The sequence below is a fragment of the Lactobacillus apis genome (assembly GCF_002837055.1).
In the GTDB taxonomy this organism is placed as follows: Bacteria; Bacillota; Bacilli; order Lactobacillales; family Lactobacillaceae; genus Lactobacillus; species Lactobacillus apis.
The window spans coordinates 425,700-443,554 of record NZ_PDKP01000001.1 but is presented as its reverse complement, the minus strand read 5'-3'; the positions used below and the strand labels follow the sequence as shown (position 1 = coordinate 443,554).

15 protein-coding genes are annotated in these 17,855 nt (G+C 37.0%); 1 reads left to right on the top strand and 14 read right to left on the bottom strand.

What is annotated here, in order from left to right:
* Position 1: 1 nt before the first annotated feature.
* From CRG87_RS02160 to parE, 4 genes are all read right to left on the bottom strand, one after another.
* Positions 2-931: a manganese-dependent inorganic pyrophosphatase gene (locus CRG87_RS02160; protein WP_074425367.1), complete on the bottom strand. Its 930-nt coding sequence runs from the start codon at positions 929-931 to the stop codon at positions 2-4.
* Positions 932-990: 59 nt separating this feature from the next.
* The gene (locus tag CRG87_RS02155) at positions 991-1,926 is read right to left on the bottom strand and encodes a LysR family transcriptional regulator (RefSeq protein ID WP_074425368.1); all 936 of its coding nucleotides are present in this window, start codon (positions 1,924-1,926) and stop codon (positions 991-993) included.
* A 140-nt stretch (positions 1,927-2,066) separates the two neighbouring features.
* Positions 2,067-4,520 (bottom strand): DNA topoisomerase IV subunit A, encoded by a 2,454-nt coding sequence (gene parC, locus CRG87_RS02150; protein WP_074425370.1) that lies wholly within the window; start codon positions 4,518-4,520, stop codon positions 2,067-2,069.
* Between the two features lie 13 nt (positions 4,521-4,533).
* A complete protein-coding gene (gene parE, locus CRG87_RS02145) occupies positions 4,534-6,492 on the bottom strand; it encodes a DNA topoisomerase IV subunit B (protein ID WP_074425371.1) in 1,959 nt (652 codons plus the stop codon).
* A gap of 97 nt (positions 6,493-6,589) precedes the next feature.
* Here parE and plsY point away from each other — a divergent pair, with 97 nt between their 5' ends.
* A complete protein-coding gene (gene plsY / locus CRG87_RS02140) occupies positions 6,590-7,225 on the top strand; it encodes a glycerol-3-phosphate 1-O-acyltransferase PlsY (RefSeq protein ID WP_046306861.1) in 636 nt (211 codons plus the stop codon).
* Between the two features lie 113 nt (positions 7,226-7,338).
* Here the strand turns inward: plsY and CRG87_RS02135 are convergent, their stop codons facing one another.
* The 10 genes from CRG87_RS02135 to topA all read right to left on the bottom strand — a co-directional run bounded on the left by CRG87_RS02135 (position 7,339) and on the right by topA (position 17,818).
* A complete protein-coding gene (locus CRG87_RS02135) occupies positions 7,339-8,709 on the bottom strand; it encodes an MFS transporter (protein WP_074425373.1) in 1,371 nt (456 codons plus the stop codon).
* A 231-nt stretch (positions 8,710-8,940) separates the two neighbouring features.
* Positions 8,941-9,831, bottom strand: coding sequence for an aldose 1-epimerase family protein (locus CRG87_RS02130; RefSeq protein ID WP_074425374.1), 891 nt, complete (start codon positions 9,829-9,831; stop codon positions 8,941-8,943).
* 19 nt (positions 9,832-9,850) lie between these two features.
* Entirely contained in the window at positions 9,851-11,260 is a 1,410-nt protein-coding gene (hslU, locus tag CRG87_RS02125) for an ATP-dependent protease ATPase subunit HslU (protein ID WP_074425375.1), read from the bottom strand.
* A gap of 17 nt (positions 11,261-11,277) precedes the next feature.
* The gene (gene hslV, locus CRG87_RS02120) at positions 11,278-11,802 is read right to left on the bottom strand and encodes an HslVU peptidase proteolytic subunit (protein ID WP_046306853.1); all 525 of its coding nucleotides are present in this window, start codon (positions 11,800-11,802) and stop codon (positions 11,278-11,280) included.
* Positions 11,802-12,731: a tyrosine recombinase XerC gene (gene xerC / locus CRG87_RS02115; RefSeq protein ID WP_074425376.1), complete on the bottom strand. Its 930-nt coding sequence runs from the start codon at positions 12,729-12,731 to the stop codon at positions 11,802-11,804. Before xerC ends, hslV begins: the two co-directional genes overlap by 1 nt.
* 2 nt (positions 12,732-12,733) lie before the next feature.
* Positions 12,734-14,050, bottom strand: a complete 1,317-nt coding sequence (gene trmFO, locus CRG87_RS02110; protein ID WP_074425377.1) for a methylenetetrahydrofolate--tRNA-(uracil(54)-C(5))-methyltransferase (FADH(2)-oxidizing) TrmFO — start codon at positions 14,048-14,050, stop codon at positions 12,734-12,736.
* Positions 14,051-14,288: 238 nt separating this feature from the next.
* Positions 14,289-14,963: a hypothetical protein gene (locus tag CRG87_RS02105; protein ID WP_074425378.1), complete on the bottom strand. Its 675-nt coding sequence runs from the start codon at positions 14,961-14,963 to the stop codon at positions 14,289-14,291.
* Between the two features lie 296 nt (positions 14,964-15,259).
* A complete protein-coding gene (locus CRG87_RS08185) occupies positions 15,260-15,394 on the bottom strand; it encodes a hypothetical protein (RefSeq protein WP_265734326.1) in 135 nt (44 codons plus the stop codon).
* A 65-nt stretch (positions 15,395-15,459) separates the two neighbouring features.
* Positions 15,460-15,618, bottom strand: a complete 159-nt coding sequence (locus tag CRG87_RS08120; RefSeq protein ID WP_228150041.1) for a hypothetical protein — start codon at positions 15,616-15,618, stop codon at positions 15,460-15,462.
* Between the two features lie 94 nt (positions 15,619-15,712).
* Complete coding sequence (gene topA / locus CRG87_RS02095) at positions 15,713-17,818, bottom strand: type I DNA topoisomerase (RefSeq protein WP_046306847.1); 2,106 nt, start codon at positions 17,816-17,818, stop codon at positions 15,713-15,715.
* Positions 17,819-17,855 lie beyond the last annotated feature (37 nt).

Below are 17,855 nucleotides of genomic sequence, written 5' to 3'. Positions count from 1 at the left end.
TTTATTCAAAAGCTTCTGTTAATTGAGGTACTACCTGCTTCTTACGAGAAACAACACCTGGTAAGTCAATTTCAGAGTCAACAACTTTGCCAAAGGCCTTTTCAAAAGCAGCTTTAGCATTATCATTTCCCACTACAAGTGCTTTTGAATCTGAATCAAGTACATTAGTAATTAGCAACATGAATAAATCATAGTTCTCAGCTTCTGACGCATCTTCCATTGCCTTCAAGAAGCTGTCCTTGCGTTCCATTGCCTCAGGAAGATCAACAACGTTAATTTGAGCCACACGAGCTGTTTGACCGTTAAGCTCAAAGCTCTTAGCATCAAGGTCAATTAACTCTTCTTCAGACTTATCAGCAATGTTTGTACCAGCCTTTAGTTCTTCTAAACCGTATGATTGGTAATCTACACCTGCTATTTCAGCCAAAGCTTCAACAGCCTTTTTATCTTTATCAGTAGTGGTTGGTGACTTTAATAGCAAAGTATCGGAAATAATTGCTGATAGCATAATTCCGGCAATATTCTTGGGAATTTCGACATCATTATATCTATATAAGTCATACATGATTGTACTTGTACAACCAACTGGTTCATCAAGATAGAATAATGGTGAAGTTGTGTTGAAGTTCATGATTCTATGGTGGTCAACAACGTGTGTAACTGTCACTTTGTCAATATCAGAAACACTTTGTTGTGGCTCATTATGATCAACCAACATTACCTTATCTACTTCATTAGCAGCAGTTTTAATTACTCTAGGTGCTTCAAAACCAAATTTCTTTAATGCAAATGCAGTTTCATCATTAGCTTCACCAAGTGCTACTGGTTCAGTATTATAGCCTAATTTATTTTGTAGGTATGAATATGCAATTGCAGTACCAATTGCATCTGTATCAGGATTTTGGTGACCAAAAATTAGCTCTTTTTCCATTAATCTTCCTCTTTTTCTTTTATATTTATCTCTTTACTTAGTAGTTTACCTAATAATAGTTATTCGTCCAAGAACTTTTTCAGTTCCGTTAAAATGCTCTTAATACGTGGCACGTCAATCTTACCCTTACGATAAATAATTGAAACAGAATATTCTGGAGTACCTTCTATATATACAGGAGTTAAATTAATTTCACTCTTATGCAGTTGATAATATGAAGAACTGACAAATGTGTCATAACTTGTTTCTTCCGCAGTCTCTACTAATTGCTCAGTTGAAGAAAAACTCAATGGAACTTTCATACCATTCTTAGCATTAATTTTGCTACCAAATTTTTCCTTCATCAACTGTGTTAAGTAAAAGTTGTCTGGATATGCCACCCACTTTTTGTCCATAAATTTTGAAGAAGGGTAAGCCTTCCCTGCTTCTAATTCGTGATCATGAGTTAATACTGTAATCCGGTCTTCACAAATCTGCATGTACTCATATTGATTATGCAGATTAACCTGACTTTTCTTTATATTTGCAGGTACATAGAACAACCCAAAGTCTATTAAATTATTATCGAGGTTATACCACAAATCTTTGCGATTAAAGTAACAAACGTTAATTGTGATATCTGGACTTTGCTGATTGAAACGAATTAAAAATTTTCTTAATAGCTCAGAACTAACACTGTCTAAAACTCCAATTGAAATATTACCTTTATCAGCTTGAGTAAACTCCTGGATATCATTAACAACAGAATTGATTGTTCCTAAAAGCTTAATTGCTCCCGTTTGTAATTGCTTGCCGGCTTCAGTTAGATAGAGTTTCTTGCCCATTTGCCCAAATAAAGGTGTCCCAATTGCATGTTCGATCTTTTTAATTTGTTGAGTTAAGGCTGGCTGCGTAATTCCTAAAATTTGCGCCGCCTGAGTGTAATTCATGGTATCGATTAATTGCAAAAAATAATGTAACGACTTTGTTGATAGTATTGTATCTGTTTTAGGCATATAAATTAATCCTTCTATCTTAACAATAATATAACTCTATTTATATGCTATTATCGTTCAAAAACCCCTTCATGTCAAAGAGTAGTTCAAAATATACTGCCGCAAGCTCTATTAAATAACAGTGTATGTATAAATATTATTTACCGTGAACTAAGTGGGTTACCGATTCTTAAACTAACAGGTAAACCTTCACTTGTAGTATCTATCACAAATGAACCATTTGAATAGCGATCTCCAAGTGGAAATTCGTTCGTATTCACTTTAATGTGTCGCTTACTTGAAGTCGTAATCATTAAAGTATGATCTTGACCATATGAGGCAACAGCAACAACGCGGTGTGGATTATTCTTCAGCTCACGTAGAACGAGAACTCCTCTTTTGGCCCGAGATACTTTATTAATCAGATTGGCTTTAAACTGCTTAAATGCTCCTCTCTGGGTAATTAATCCTACACGCATTAGATCAAGGTAGTCAGGTTGAATTAAGACATAAGATACAACAAAGTCGTCATCTTTCAGATTAACTGATTTAACTCCAACGGCCTTTGCACCCGATTCCGGTATTTCACTAATGTCATAGCGAACTGCATAAGCATTATGAGTAAATAAAATTATTTCTTGCTTAGAATCCGGTTGAACCAAGTCAACTCGTACAACCTTACTATCATTATTTTTCATTTTAATCGCAGTAATTGCTCGCGATTTATATGTTCTGGTTGGCTGTAAGTTTGCTAATTGTAGCTGCTTAATATAGCCATCATCTGTTGCAATTAAGAAGTTAACCTTTTGATCTAGTTGCTCAAAATCAAAGACACGAATTATTTGTTCATCATTATTTAAACCTATTTCTTGTGATAGGTGCTGTCCAGTATCTTTCCATTTCGTCTCAATTAGTTCGTTAACGGGACGAAAAATCACATTACCATGATTGGTAAAGAGATATAGACAAGTAAGCGTAGACAAAGTCTTCTCAAATACGACTTCATCCCCATCAGGAAGACCGTTTTCTTCATCATCACTTGACTGCCATGATCTTAATGAAGAGCGCTTTAAATAGCCGTCTTTACTAATCAATACACGAACTTGTTCATCCGCTACTAACGCCTTTTCATCAATTTTAATTTGTGCTGTTTCTGATGAAATTTCTGTTCTTCGTGGATTTCCAAATTCTTTCTTAACAGCTGACAGTTCTTTAATAATTTCCTTGTCTAAAACCTTTGAATCGGACAGAAGTGTACGATACTGCTCAATTTTTTTATCAAGTTCTGCTTGCTCAGCTACCAAGGCATCAACATCGGTATTGGTTAAGCGATACAGTTGCAGAGAAACGATTGCTTCTGCTTGACGCTCAGTAAAATCAAATTGCTCCGAAATATTTTTCTTAGCTTCAGTCTTGTTCTTAGATGCACGGATAACCTTAATTACTTGATCTAAGATATCCATCGCATGAATCAGACCTTGAATAATTTCAAGCCGTGCTTCTGCTTTATTCAAGTCATACTTTGTCCGTTTAATGACAACATCTTTTTCATGCTCCAAGTACGAAGAAAGAATATGCTTCAATCCAACTTGCATTGGCGTCATATGATCAATGGCAACCATATTGAAGTTATAAGAAACTTGTAATTCGGTGTTCTTGAACAAGTAGTTTAAAATGTTTTGCGCATCTGCACCCTTTTTTAATTCAATCGCAATGGATAAACCATGACGATCAGTCTCATCACGTACTTCCGCAATACCATCAATTTCTTTGTTAAGACGGATTTCATCCATCTTTTTGACAAGTAAAGCTTTATTTACTGCGTAAGGAATCTCTGTAATGATAATTTCTTCGCGATGCCCGCGGATTTCTTGAATTGTTGACTTAGCACGAACCTGAATACGACCACGGCCAGTTTGATATGCTTCTCTTAAACCTTTTTTACCAAGAACAATCGCCCCAGTTGGAAAATCTGGTCCCTTAACAAATTTCATCAATTCATCAAGTGTTGCATCAGGATTCTTCAAGAGATAGATAGTCGCATCAATTACTTCAGATAAGTTATGTGGAGGTATTTCTGTAGCATAACCAGCAGAAATACCTGTTGAACCATTAACAAGTAAATTGGGATAGCGTACAGGTAAAACTGTCGGCTCATATTCAGTATCATCAAAGTTAAGCACCATATTGACAGTATCTTTATCAATATCTTCCAAAAGCATATTGGAAATTTTGCTTAGACGAGACTCCGTATAACGCATGGCTGCAGGACCATCACCGTCCATTGAGCCATTATTACCGTGCATTTCAATTAGCGGCTCACGCATTTTCCAATCTTGAGAAAGGTGGACTAATGCGCCATAGATAGAGCTGTCACCGTGAGGGTGAAAGTTACCCATGATATTACCAACCGCCTTAGCAGCTTTTTTAAATGGCTTATCATAAGTATTATTATCTTGGTACATTGCGTACAAAATTCTTCTTTGTACGGGCTTCAAGCCATCACGAATATCAGGTAAGGCTCTTTCTTGAATAATATATTTAGAATACCTTCCAAAACGTTCACCCATGACTTGCTCAAGTGGCATTTCACGAATTCGTTCTTTTGTAGCCATTAATTAAACCCCTCTATTCATTTTCTTCTTCAAGAATTGAAGCATTTTCGCCTAATCTAAATTTGACGTTTTCCTCAATCCAATTTCTTCTAGCTTCTGCTTGGTCACCCATTAAAGTAGTTACTCGGCGCTCAGCTAGTGCAGCATCATCAATCTTAACGCGAATCAGCATTCTTGTCTCTGGATCCATTGTAGTGTTCCATAGTTGTTCAGCATTCATTTCACCAAGACCTTTGAAACGCTGCAAGGAATAACCACGGCCCATTTCCTTTTCATCATTTACAAGTTCTTCATCAGTCCAGGAATATTTAACTTGAGCTTTCTTCCCGCGACCTTTTTGTAAACGATATAGTGGGGGCAGTGCAATATAAATTTTACCGTGCTCTATCATCGGTCTCATGTAGCGGTAAAAGAAGGTTAATAGCAAAATTTGAATATGAGCTCCATCGTCGTCGGCATCCGTCATAATGATTACTTTGTCGTAATTAGAATCTTCGACTTTAAATTCGGCACCAACACCGGCTCCTATGGTATAAATCATAGTATTAATTTCTTCGTTTTTAAAAATATCTTGTAATTTAGCCTTTTGGGTGTTTAAAACCTTACCACGTAAAGGCAAAATTGCTTGGAAACGACGATCTCGGCCTTGCTTAGCAGAACCACCGGCTGAGTCTCCCTCCACTAGAAAAAGTTCATTTTTCTTAGGATTGCGAGATTGCGCTGGTGTTAGCTTCCCAGATAGAACTTCTTTTTTACGACGTTTCTTGCCATTACGACTTTCGTTTCTAGCTTTCTTGGCTGCTTCACGTGCATCCCTTGCTCGCTGTGCCTTTTTGACCAGCTCCTGAGCTAGTTCACCATTTTCCATCAAATAGTACGACATTTTTTCGTAAACAATCGCATCTACAACGGATCTTGCCTGAGGTGTACCTAGTTTACCTTTGGTCTGCCCTTCAAACTCTAGCTGCTCTTCAGGTATCTTGACAGACAAAACAGCACTTAAACCTTCACGATAGTCAGAGCCATCAATGTTCTTATCTTTTTTGGTTAGTAAGCCTTGCTTTTTAGCATAGTCATTAAACGCACGAGTAAATCCGCTTCTAGCACCCACTTCATGGCTACCACCGTCAGCAGTCCGCACATTATTGACAAACGAAACCAAGTTTTCTGAATAACTATCACTGTATTGGCCACTAAATTCAACTTCAATTTCATCTTGCTTACCATCAAAGTAGAAGACATCATTAAGGGTTTCTTTACCTTCATTTAAGTAGGATACAAAGGACTCAATCCCATTATCATACTTAAAATCATCATGATGCTGTGGTTCGCGCTCATCAGTTAAAACAAAGCGCACACCCTTTAATAGAAAAGCAGATTCACGAATTCGTTCTTGAATTGTTTCGTACTTATATTTAATAGTAGAAAAAATTGTTTCGTCTGGCTTAAAGGTAATGCAGGTTCCTGTTTTTTCTTTAGTTTTACCTAAACGTTTTAAAGTACCTACTGGATGCCCACCGTCTTTAAATTCTTCTTCATACGCAACGCCATCACGAACAACCTTTACATCCATATAACTGGATAAAGCATTAACTACCGAAGAACCAACACCATGCAAACCACCTGATGTCTTGTAGTTCTGTTCAGTGAATTTTCCTCCAGCATGAAGAACCGTCAGAATAACTTCAATTGTTGGGCGACCAGATTTGTGCATTCCAGTAGGCATGCCTCGCCCAAAATCGCGCACGGTGACACTGTTATCTTGATGAATTGTGACATCAATTTCCTGACCGTATCCGGCCATTGCTTCATCAACTGAATTATCGACAATTTCGTAAACTAGTTGGTTCAGGCCATGAATATCAGTTGATCCAATATACATTCCTGGACGCTTACGAACAGCCTCTAAACCATGAAGAATCTGAATCGATGAATCATCGTAAGAATTTGCGTTTTTATTTGTTTTAGCCAAATAAATTCCTCCAGTTTTCAATCATTTATATATTTTAATCCTCAAGCCAAGTAATCTTTGATAAAATAGCCTTAGACTTTAAGAGAGCAGGATATAAATGATAAATCTAAAATTAATACTGGTATTTATTCTAGCATACTTAATAGGTTCCTTCCCCACTGGGGTAATTATCGGAAAAATATTTTTTGCTGAAGACATTCGTGACTATGGTTCAGGCAACATTGGTACCACAAACTCTTTTCGAGTTTTAGGTCCTTTTGCCGGGAGCTTTGTTTTAGTAGTTGACGTTCTAAAAGGAACTTTAGCTACTAACTTGCCACGTCTATTTCATATTGCTGGTCCTAAATACTTACTATTAATTTCCGGTGGCCTAGCAATTCTAGGTCACACTTTTTCAATTTTTCTAAAATTTAAGGGTGGTAAAGCAGTTGCAACAAGTGCCGGTCTCTTTTTAGGCTACAACCTAAAGTTTTTCGGCGTTTGTGCCCTAATCTTTCTTCCACTTGTTTTCATTACTTCATATGTGAGTTTAGCCAGTCTAATTGCGGTTGTCCTAATTTTTATTAGCACTTTCTTTTTTCATGACCTTTTCCTTGAAATTATCGTTGGCTGCATTATGGTTATACTTTTTATCCGGCACCGCAGCAATATTAAGCGACTAATTAACCATCAAGAAAACATTATTCCGTTCGGATTATGGTATTGGTACAAGAAAAAACACAACAAGTTATAAACATTAAGTGAATAAATACAGCTAGCAACTATTTGCTAGCTATTTTATTATAGTTATAAGAACAAAAGTTCGCAACGGAATATTTTGGCATCTTTTTGCAGGAAAAAGATATCCTACTTTCGCTTAACCTCAATTAAGCTAACTATACAAAGCACAGCCACAATAACCGAGATTAACAAAAGCACCTCAAAACTTAATTTTAGACTGGCAAGTGTTCCGTACACAATATCCTTACTTTGAGTTTGACCCCAAGTCAAAAGTGACGCCGCCAGAGCTGTTCCCATTGCACCAGAATAAGATTGGGCCGTCATAAAAATCACATTGCCGTCATTAGACTCCTCATTTTCAAGCTTTGCTAAGCTAAACGTCATAATATTACTGTAGCTCAACCCCAAGCCGACCATAAAAACTACATAACTAATCACTATGATAGAAACCGATGCCACATTAAAATTTGCAGTCACAAAGCTAAAGCAAATAATAATTACACCCAAAATTATTGGCAGACGCGGATTAGTTTTATCGTAAATAATGCCAGCTAACGCTGCAACAATAGCATCTGTAATTGCGGCGGGAAGGATAAGTAGGCTAGTATTTGCAGTTGTCTGCGCAAATGCTGTTTGCAAAACGTTGGGAAGTAAAAAAGATAGGCATAGCGAAATCAATTGCAATAAGAAAAAGGCAATTAGTAAGCCATCAAAACGCACACTTTTAAAAAGAGCTAGTTTGATTACAGCATGATCACTCTTTTGTTCGCAATAAACAAAGACTAAGCAACTAATTAGCGCAACAAGCAGTAAAACAATCTGTCTTAAGCCAAATTGCTGGTCAGTTAAATCAAGTAGCAACCATAAAGTCGACACCAAAAATACACTTAAAAAAGCCCCACCTTGGAAATCAAATGGTACTCGAACTGGTTTTTTGACCTGAACAATACTTCGTTCTCCTAATAACCAGGTAATAATGATTATTGGAATAATTAAAATAAATAAGGCTTGCCATGGTAAATAGTTCAAAATAAGACCACCATATGCAGGACCAACAGCAGGTGCAAAGGCAATAACTAGTGTTCCAATACCCATTAAAGTTCCAACCTTCTCTTTTGGCGCCTGCTCTAATATCAGGGAGAACATTAATGGTAGACCAATTCCATCTGCGATTCCTTGTAGGAGACGACCACCCAAGAGCATCGCAAAACTACTTGTAAATCCTGCCATGATTGTTCCAATCAAAAAAGAAATAACCGCAACCCTAAATAAGGCGATTGCTCGATACCTTTTACGCAAAAATGACCCAAAGGGGATGATAATCGTTGAAACAAGCATATATCCTGTAGTTAGCCATTGAACTGTTTTTGCTGAAACTGCAAATTGTTTCATTAACTGCGGGAAAGCGATGTTTAGCGCAGTTTCAATTACTATTCCCAAAAAGCTCAGCACCCCAACAGCAATAATTGCTCCTACGAGTTTCTTATTGTTTGTCATTAATTTTTCCTTCCTTAACACTAAACTTTAACACTAAACTTTGACTCTTCTAGAATGTTATCACAATATATAGTGGTGCTAAATAGTAGGTCAATTAGCAACAAGTGATTTGAATTATACAAAAAATTGCTAGTTATAACTAAAATTAGTAGGAAAAATATTTTTATCATTCATTTTTGATTGCACAAAAAAAGTATGACTGGTCGCCATACTTTTTTGCTTAATTATAAGTTATTCATCTTTATCATGGAACGCCATACTGAAGCCAGCCGTGAAAGTTTCACCGGCAGGCAAATGGTTCATCCCATATTTTTCTTCTAGCTTTTGGTTGGTATCACTTCGATCAGCTATTCCCCACCAAGGTTCAATACAAACATAGTCAGCTGTTTTTGGATATTGCGACCAAACACCAACAAATGGAGCATCCCGTAACCAAACGTTTACGTGGAAATTGTTTGCATCTGTTCTGAGAGAAACCTGATTTTCATGACCACGTAATTGGAAAATTAATGCATCGTCTTTAAACAAATGATCACTTAGCGCAATCAGACTATTGGTTGAAGCTAAAGAACGATTTTGCCAATCCAAATAAGCTCCCTTTAAAGGAATCCGTACCCGTGCACGGGATGGTTTAGTACTAAAGTAGAAATCTTCCTTTGTTAGCTCAGAAGTAGTTGGAATATTAAAGCCAGGGTGACCACCGATACCAAAAATCATTTCACCATCAGACTTATTGACCACACTAAAATTCTCTTCCAATAAATTATTGAGTAAATTATAGTTTACGCGCAATTCAAACTTAAATGGGTAGACTTTTCTTGTCTCTTCATTATCAGTCAATAGAAGCGTAATACTTTCATCAGTCTGTTGCTCAACTTTAAATTCTTGATCACGTGCAAAACCATGTTGATTTAAATGATAGGTTTTGCCTTGATAAGTATATTCATCATTTTTTAGTCTACCAACAATTGGAAATAGAATCGGTGCATGTCGATTCCAGACCTCTGGATCGGCTTGCCAAATATATTCATACCCACTATGTAAACTTTTAACACTCTGGACTTCAGCACCTTTACTTGCAATTGTGACTTGCAAAATGCTGTTTTTAATTGTGTAATCCATGTTAAATCATCGCCTTTTGTTAAAGAATGAACTTAGTTAAATCCTTATTTGTTATTATATCACTAAGTTTTTCATCAACATATGCTTCAGTTATTGTAATTTCACCCATTGCCATGTCAGGACCTTCATACAAAACATCTTCAAGCAACTTTTCCAAAATAGTTGATAGTCTTCTAGCACCAATATTATCCGTTCCCTGGTTAACATCAAACGCTATTTGAGCTATTTTATCAACTGCTTCTTTTGTGAAGACTAATTTGATGCCATCAGCTTTCATCAATGCAACATATTGCTCAAGCAGAGAATCTGCTGGATCCTTCAAAATCTTCACAAAATCTTCCTTGGTTAAAGCATTTAGCTCAACTCGAATTGGAAAACGTCCTTGAAGTTCTGGAATTAAATCACTTGGTTTAGATTCTGAAAAAGCACCGGCAGCAATAAAGAGAATATGATCCGTTGATACAGGACCATACTTGGTTTGAACGGTTGATCCTTCAACAATTGGTAAGATATCGCGTTGAACACCTTCACGGGACACTTCTCCCGAAGTCTTCTTGTTTCCAGCAGCTATTTTGTCAATTTCATCGATAAAAATAATACCATTGTTTGATGTACGCTCAATTGCCTTTTGATAGATTGAGTCATAATCAACTAACTTCTTTGATTCTTCTTGAATTAGAACTTCACGGGCATCCCTAACAGACATGGTCCGTTTAACACGTTTCTTTGGCATCATTTCATTAAGCATTGAGCCCATATCCACGCCCATTTGGTTCATCATGTTACCCATTGGGTTGATTTTTGGAGCTTGTTCTACTTCAATCGTCACATCACGGTCTTCTAGCAAGCCTTTGTCAAGTTGTTCAGCAACTGACAAACGCTCATTTCTGATTTCGTCCGTTACTTCTTCTTGGTCAGCTTCAGGAACGTTATTAGCGTTTTGATCATTTGGCATGAGCATTGACATCATGTCCTGCAATTCCTGCATTTGATTTCTTCTTTTTTCTTTTTTAATGCCAGGAACAAGCAAACGTACAATTGTTTTATTTGCTTCTTTTGCTGCTTGAGCACGAACATGGTCAAACTGATCCTTTTCTTCCATTCGAACAGCTTCACTAACTAAGTCACGCACCATTGATTCGACGTCACGGCCAACATAACCAACTTCAGTAAATTTGGTTGCTTCAACTTTTACAAAAGGTGCATCAACAATAATTGCCAGTCTTCTAGCAATTTCTGTTTTTCCGACCCCAGTTGGTCCTGCCATTAACATGTTTTTAGGAGTAATATCTTCCTGCATCTTTTTAGGCAGTTGCATGCGTCGATAACGGTTATAAAGAGCCACTGCAACAGCTTTTTTAGCTTCATCTTGACCAATAATATATTCGTCTAATAAGCTAACAATTTGTTTGGGTGTTTTGATATCCATTACTTATTCACTCACCTTTAAAGTTCATCCGTATGAATTTGATCATCGGTAAAAATATCGATTCCAGAAGCAATTTCAACAGCTTCATGAGCAATCTCACTGGCTGACATATCAGAAGAATGTCTAATCATAGCAATTGCTGCAGCCTGAGCAAAATTACCACCAGAACCAATTGCAACTACGTTTTCATCTGGCTCAAGAACTTCTCCGTTTCCTGAAATTAGTAACAAGTCCTTATCATCGAATGCAATCAACATTGCGTCTAGCTTTTGCAAAGTTGCATCTTTTCGCCAGGACTGCGCCATTTCAACTGCAGCACGACGCAAATCGCCACCAAACGCTTCAAGTTTACCTTCTAGCATATCTTGTAAACTAACTGCATCGGCAACACCACCGGCAAAGCCAATAACCACGCGATCATGGTAAATACGGCGAATCTTTTTTGCTGTTGCTTTTGCGATTACCTTTTCACCTAAAGTAACCTGACCGTCACCCGCAATTGCAGTTTTTCCGTTATATCTTACTGAACATATAGTTGTCATTATTTTGCCTCATCTTTCTTATCATTACGTGTAAAGAACTGATCATAATTTGCCTGTAAATGACTCATTGTTACGTGAGTATAAATTTGTGTTGTCGACAAATTAATGTGTCCTAATAACTCTTGAACACTACGCAAATCGGCACCATTATTAAGCATAGCTGTCGCAAATGAATGGCGTAATTCATGGGGATGAACTTTTCCTTTTATCCCCGCATTATTAAATACTTTTTGCATAATATATTCAATTCCGCGCGTAGTTAGCGGCTTCCCTAAATTATTTAAAAAAACAGTTTTATTATCATCTGCATTTTTTAAGAGCTTGGGTCGTCCTTCATTCAGATAGTTCGACAGTGCCTCTTCAGTTTGCTCGTCAAAAGCCACGTAACGATCTTTATTTCCTTTTCCATGAACTAAAATAATCTTTAACTCCAAGTCAATTTGCTCAATTTTTAATTCACTTACTTCACTTACCCGCATGCCAGTTGTATAAAACAATTCAAGCATTGCTAGATTGCGCATTGTTAATGGCTCATTGGACTTAAGTGAATCAAAAACCTGCTTGATTTCAGGAGCATAAAAGAACTGCGGTAGTTTATGATCTTTAGCGCGCAAAACAACCGTTTGCGTTGGGTCTATTTTAACAATTTTCCGCTTAGTTAGAAAGCGGTAAAATGACCGCAAACTCGACATTTTTCGTGATTGTGTGGACCTTGCTACTTTGCGTTCTGCGAGATTTTGTATAAAAAGCTCAACATCCCTTCTAGTAACCTTTTTCCAGCCATCAAAACCACCATTATCCTGCCAAAATGCTTTTGCCTCAAGCAAATCATTTTGATAAGAAATAACCGTATTTTTACTGTAATGCCGTTCGTTTTGAAGATAAGAAATAAAAAGCGTTAGTTCATCACTTTCATTAGCACCTGTCATTTTTACATCAATTCTTCCTGCTTAAAAGTTGCAAGATCTGCTAAACTACGTTCACTAATTTTTTCATGCCGTTCACGCTTATTGCGAATTTTCTTTCCTTCTAAACCAGGAATCAAGGCAAAACTGGCATTCATTGGCTGAAAATGTTTAACACTAGTGGTTGTAACATAGTTGGCCATTGAACCAAGTGCAGTATCCTTCGGAAAGACAACGGGAGCTTGATCACAGGCAGTCTTTGCTGCATTGATACCAGCAACTAAGCCACTGCCGGCACTTTCGACGTAACCTTCAACTCCTGTCATTTGGCCGGCGAAAAATAGTCCTGGCTGCTTTTTAGCTTCGTAAGTAGCTGCTAAAACTTCTGGGGAAGCCATATAAGTATTGCGGTGCATTTTACCATAGCGAATGAAACGTGCATCAGCCAAACCCGGAATCATCGAAAAGACTCTCTTCTGCTCGCCATACTTAAGATGAGTTTGGAAACCAACAATGTTATACATTGAAGCAGCTGCATTATCCTGACGCAGTTGAACAACCGCATAAGGAGTTTTTCCAGTATGTGGATCCTCTAAACCAACTGGCTTAAGTGGACCAAAGAGCATTGTTTTTTCTCCACGGCCGGCCATTACTTCAATTGGCATGCAGCCTTCAAAAACATCTTCCTTTTCAAAACTATGCATTTCGGCAGTTTCCGCATTGACCAATTCGTGAGCAAACTTTTCATATTCTTCTTGTGTCATTGGACAGTTAAGATATGCTGCATCACCACGGTCATAACGTGATTTTTTATACACAATATCCATATTAATTGAATCTGCCGCAATAATTGGGGCAGCTGCATCAAAGAAATGTAAACTATCTATACCAGAAAATTGTTTAATCTGGTCTGCTAGTGCATCACTAGTCAAGGGGCCAGTTGCAACTACCGTAATACCATCTTTAGGCAATTCAGTAATTTCTTCTCCATGAAAAGTGATATTTGGCAATGCATGAAGCTTTTGCGTGATATATTCACTAAACTCATCACGATCGACTGCTAAAGCTCCTCCAGCTGGAACCTGCGTTTTATCGGCAGCTTCAATAATTAACGAATCTAGTTGACGCATTTCTTCTTTTAATAATCCAACAGCATTAGATAGTTGATTGGATCTCATTGAATTTGTGCACACTAACTCGGCCAATTCACCCGTTTTATGTGCAGGCGTCATCTTCTTAGGACGCATCTCATAAAGATCAACTGGAATCCCGCGTTTTGCTAATTGCCAGGCAGCTTCACTTCCAGCTAAGCCACCACCAATAACAGTTACACTTTTTGGCATGTTTATATCTTCCTTTACTAAAAAATCAGTTAAATTAAGCTTAAATAAAAGAATATCATCAAATCAAAATGTTTCTGAACGCTATATATAGGAGGAAACACAATTAAACAATCCTATTAATACGGTGCTCAATACAACTAGCTCTAACTGTTTTAAAAAGTTATTCGAACTTTTTTCGAATTATTCCAACGTTTTTATTCTCCCGTTTTTCCAGCTTAAATTGTTGAAAAGACAAAAATTAGTTAGCTGATTTATACCACTTATACTTGTGAGAATCTAGCATTTTGGAGTGGCCAACTGCAATCTTTCCATAATAAAAGCTCAAGTGATGTCCTTGCTGGTCATCTTTAGGTTCGTAGTCGCTGTCAACCATTGAAATTCCAGCACCGACTACACCTTGTACTCTTTCAGCAACAATATCTTTTTCATCATTTGAAAGATTGAAGAAGTCGTTGGTAACTTGAACCTCTATGCCGTCATTGCTATACTTTATTTTTTTAAGATATAGAGCATAGGCAAATTTTTCATTACCATTTGAAGCATCTTTCTGGTCATCCTTTAATAGCATAGTAATATTAGCGTTTGCTTCCTTAGCGTCAACTTCACTATTGTCGTCTTCGGAATCGTTATCATCAGCAGCTTGAGTAGCTTTTTTATATGCAGCTATTTGCTTTTTCTTTTTTCTTTTTAATTTTGCTACATCACTGCTATTTTCATTTTGTGCAGTATTATCAAAAGAAACTACCACACCCATTACACAAAATAGCGCAAATATACTTACCCAATATTGCCACTTCTTTTTGAGTGGCTTTTCCGTTGATCCTGACTTTTTAAGCTTATAATCATGATACAACATATAAATAATAGAACCTGTTAAACAAAAATCTAGCACTACTGCGATAAAAGTAATCATTGTCTCCTGCCTATATCCTATCCTTTTAAAAATCTATTGTCGTTATATTTTATTCTACATTATTTATAAGTTAAATGTATGACCTTTTTAAATTAAATAGTAGTGATATAATTATCCGCAGTTAAGATAATAACTGTGCTACATCATACGTGCAATTTTAGAGGCAGCCTAATAACTCAAGGCTGCCACTTTTGTTCTCCAATAGATTTGATTTTAAAATATTAGCATTTTAATCGAGTTTATCCGCCAAAGTGCTTAGAACAAAAAAGAGTAGTTATCAAGAAAACTACTCTTTTTTATTTTATCTCCACATGATTAATGTCCTCTAACTCAATCCATTCACCTGAAATAACTACATGGTCAACTTGATAGCCATCTACGGTGCCAACTATATCAGGCAGGAATTTATCATCGATATCAACCTGCTTCAACTGTACTGATACTGATCTATGATTAGAATAAGCTATCATTAGTAATTCACTAATCTCTTTCTCGTTCATCGGCTTCTTTTTTCATAGACTTTCGCGCGTTCCTTATCAATTTTATCAGCTTTAGAAGTAAAATCGCTTAGCATAAATCCTTGCCACTTCTTCATACCACGGTCTTGATATGTCCTGAAAAAATCATCTACTCGTTTGTCAAATTCTTTACTCACTGCACATCACCCAAACATTAGTTTGGTATAATTGTAAAACCTAAGTGATAAAAAAGCGATTTTATGATTTGATGATATTTACATAAATTTAATTTTATTTTGTTATTTTTTCATCCTTAGGTTCTTCTTTGTAGTCACCGTTTGGACATGAAATTACTAAGCCCTTTTTAGTTTTCTTTTCAACTAAGAAATGTCCATCATTTGGACAATTACGGCTAATCGGCATATCCCACGAAACAAAGTCACATTCAGGGTAACGCGAACAACCATAGAATTTACGATTACGCTTAGATTTTTTCTCAACAACGTCTCCTTTGCCACATTTTGGACAAGTAACGCCAACTTTTTTGACAATCGCCTTAGTGTTACGGCAATCAGGGAAACGTGAACAAGCATAGAACTTACCATAGCGTCCCATTTTGATGACCATAGGGGCACCACAGATATCACAGTTAAATCCAGCAGGCTCATCCTTAATCTGAACTTTTTGAATCCCTGCTTCAGCTTTATCTAATTCTTTCTTGAATGGGTGGTAATATTCATCAACCACTTTTACCCAGTTCTTTTTACCGGCCTCAATACTGTCGAGGTCATTTTCTAATTGAGCAGTAAAGTCGATATTAACAATATCTGGGAAAAACTTTTCGATTAAATTATCAACGATTTCACCCAACTCAGTTGGTACAATCGACTTAGCCTCAAGCTTAACATAGTAACGTCTTTGAATCGTGTCAATAGTCGGTGCATATGTTGACGGACGACCAACACCATTTTCTTCCAGCGTGTGTACTAAACTTGCTTCAGTATATCTAGCAGGTGGTAAAGTGAAATGCTGCTTATTATCGGATTTTGCAAGTTTAACTTCGTCTCCATCATTTAAATCTGGAAGCTCAATATTCTTTTCTTGCAAGTTATCATAAACTTTTGTAAAACCAGCAAATTTCATTTTTGAACCAGTAGTCCTAAATGTAACACCATTTTGTTCAATATCTGCTCTAACAGTATCATAAACTGCTGGTGTCATTTCACTTGCAACAAACCGTGCCCAAATCAGTTTATACAAACGATATTGCTCAGTTGTTAATACGGATTTGAGGGACTCGGGTGTGCGGTAAACACTAGTTGGTCTAATTGCTTCATGGGCATCCTGAGCATCTTCCTGGTTTTTGAAGTGCCTTGCACCTTTGGCCGCATATTCTTTGCCATACTTCTCATTTAAGAACTTAGAAGCTTCTGCTTGAGCAACTGGTGATGTTCTCTTAGAGTCGGTTCTCATATAGGTAATCAAACCTACTGTCCCCTGTTTACCCAAACTAATTCCTTCATAAAGCTGCTGGGCTATACTCATCGTTCTTCTTGTACGGTAGTTCAACCGCTTATTGGCTTCTTGTTGAAGCGTTGAAGTCGTAAAAGGAGCTGCAGGTTGCCGACGACGTTCACGCTTTAAAACATTGTTAATTTCAAACGGCTTCTTTTTATCGATTTTTGCCAAAACCTTTTGAACTGCTTCATTATTAGGTAGTTCTTGCTTTTTACCATCAACACCCCAAAAAGATGCTTTAAATGACTTAGTTTTCTTTTTAAACTCAGCGTCAATTGTCCAATATTCTTCAGGCTTGAAGTTTTTAATTTCTTTTTCGCGGTCAATTACCAGCTTGAGTGCAACAGATTGAACACGTCCTGCACTTAAACCTTTTTTAACTTTGTCCCATAATATTGGCGAAAGTGAATAACCAACAATTCGATCAAGAATTCTTCTTGCTTGTTGCGCATTAACCGTGTCCATGTCAATTGCACGCGGATTTTTAAAACTGTTTTTGACTGCATCCTTAGTAACCTCATTAAAGGTTACACGGTTTTTGGCAGTATCATCCAAATTTAGCGTATGCGCAACGTGCCAAGCAATTGCTTCTCCTTCACGATCCGGGTCGGAGGCCAAATATACTTCTTTAGCCTTTTTGGCTTCCGACTTCAATTCTTTAATCGTATCGCCCTTACCACGAATAGAAATATATTTTGGTTTGTAATCATTATCAAAATCAATTCCCATCTGTGATTTAGGCAAATCACGAATATGACCTTTAGAAGCAATAACTCGGTAATTACGACCAAGATATTTTTCAATTGTCTTAGCCTTTGCGGGTGACTCAACGATCACCAATGTCTTTTTTCGTTTACTTGGCTTTGATTTCGTAGGCATCAAAAGCCTCCTCATTAAAAATCTATTTAAAAATACT

Bases quoted from the DNA above. Each gene is read 5' to 3' on its own strand.
- CRG87_RS02160 (WP_074425367.1), bottom strand. From the start codon at position 931: ATGGAAAAAGAGCTAATTTTTGGTCACCAAAATCCTGATACAGATGCA.
- CRG87_RS02155 (WP_074425368.1), bottom strand. From the start codon at position 1,926: ATGCCTAAAACAGATACAATACTATCAACAAAGTCGTTACATTATTTT.
- parC (WP_074425370.1), bottom strand. From the start codon at position 4,520: ATGGCTACAAAAGAACGAATTCGTGAAATGCCACTTGAGCAAGTCATG.
- plsY (WP_046306861.1), top strand. From the start codon at position 6,590: ATGATAAATCTAAAATTAATACTGGTATTTATTCTAGCATACTTAATA.
- CRG87_RS02135 (WP_074425373.1), bottom strand. From the start codon at position 8,709: ATGACAAACAATAAGAAACTCGTAGGAGCAATTATTGCTGTTGGGGTG.
- CRG87_RS02130 (WP_074425374.1), bottom strand. From the start codon at position 9,831: ATGGATTACACAATTAAAAACAGCATTTTGCAAGTCACAATTGCAAGT.
- hslU (WP_074425375.1), bottom strand. From the start codon at position 11,260: ATGGATATCAAAACACCCAAACAAATTGTTAGCTTATTAGACGAATAT.
- hslV (WP_046306853.1), bottom strand. From the start codon at position 11,802: ATGACAACTATATGTTCAGTAAGATATAACGGAAAAACTGCAATTGCG.
- xerC (WP_074425376.1), bottom strand. From the start codon at position 12,731: ATGACAGGTGCTAATGAAAGTGATGAACTAACGCTTTTTATTTCTTAT.
- trmFO (WP_074425377.1), bottom strand. From the start codon at position 14,050: ATGCCAAAAAGTGTAACTGTTATTGGTGGTGGCTTAGCTGGAAGTGAA.
- CRG87_RS02105 (WP_074425378.1), bottom strand. From the start codon at position 14,963: ATGATTACTTTTATCGCAGTAGTGCTAGATTTTTGTTTAACAGGTTCT.
- topA (WP_046306847.1), bottom strand. From the start codon at position 17,818: ATGCCTACGAAATCAAAGCCAAGTAAACGAAAAAAGACATTGGTGATC.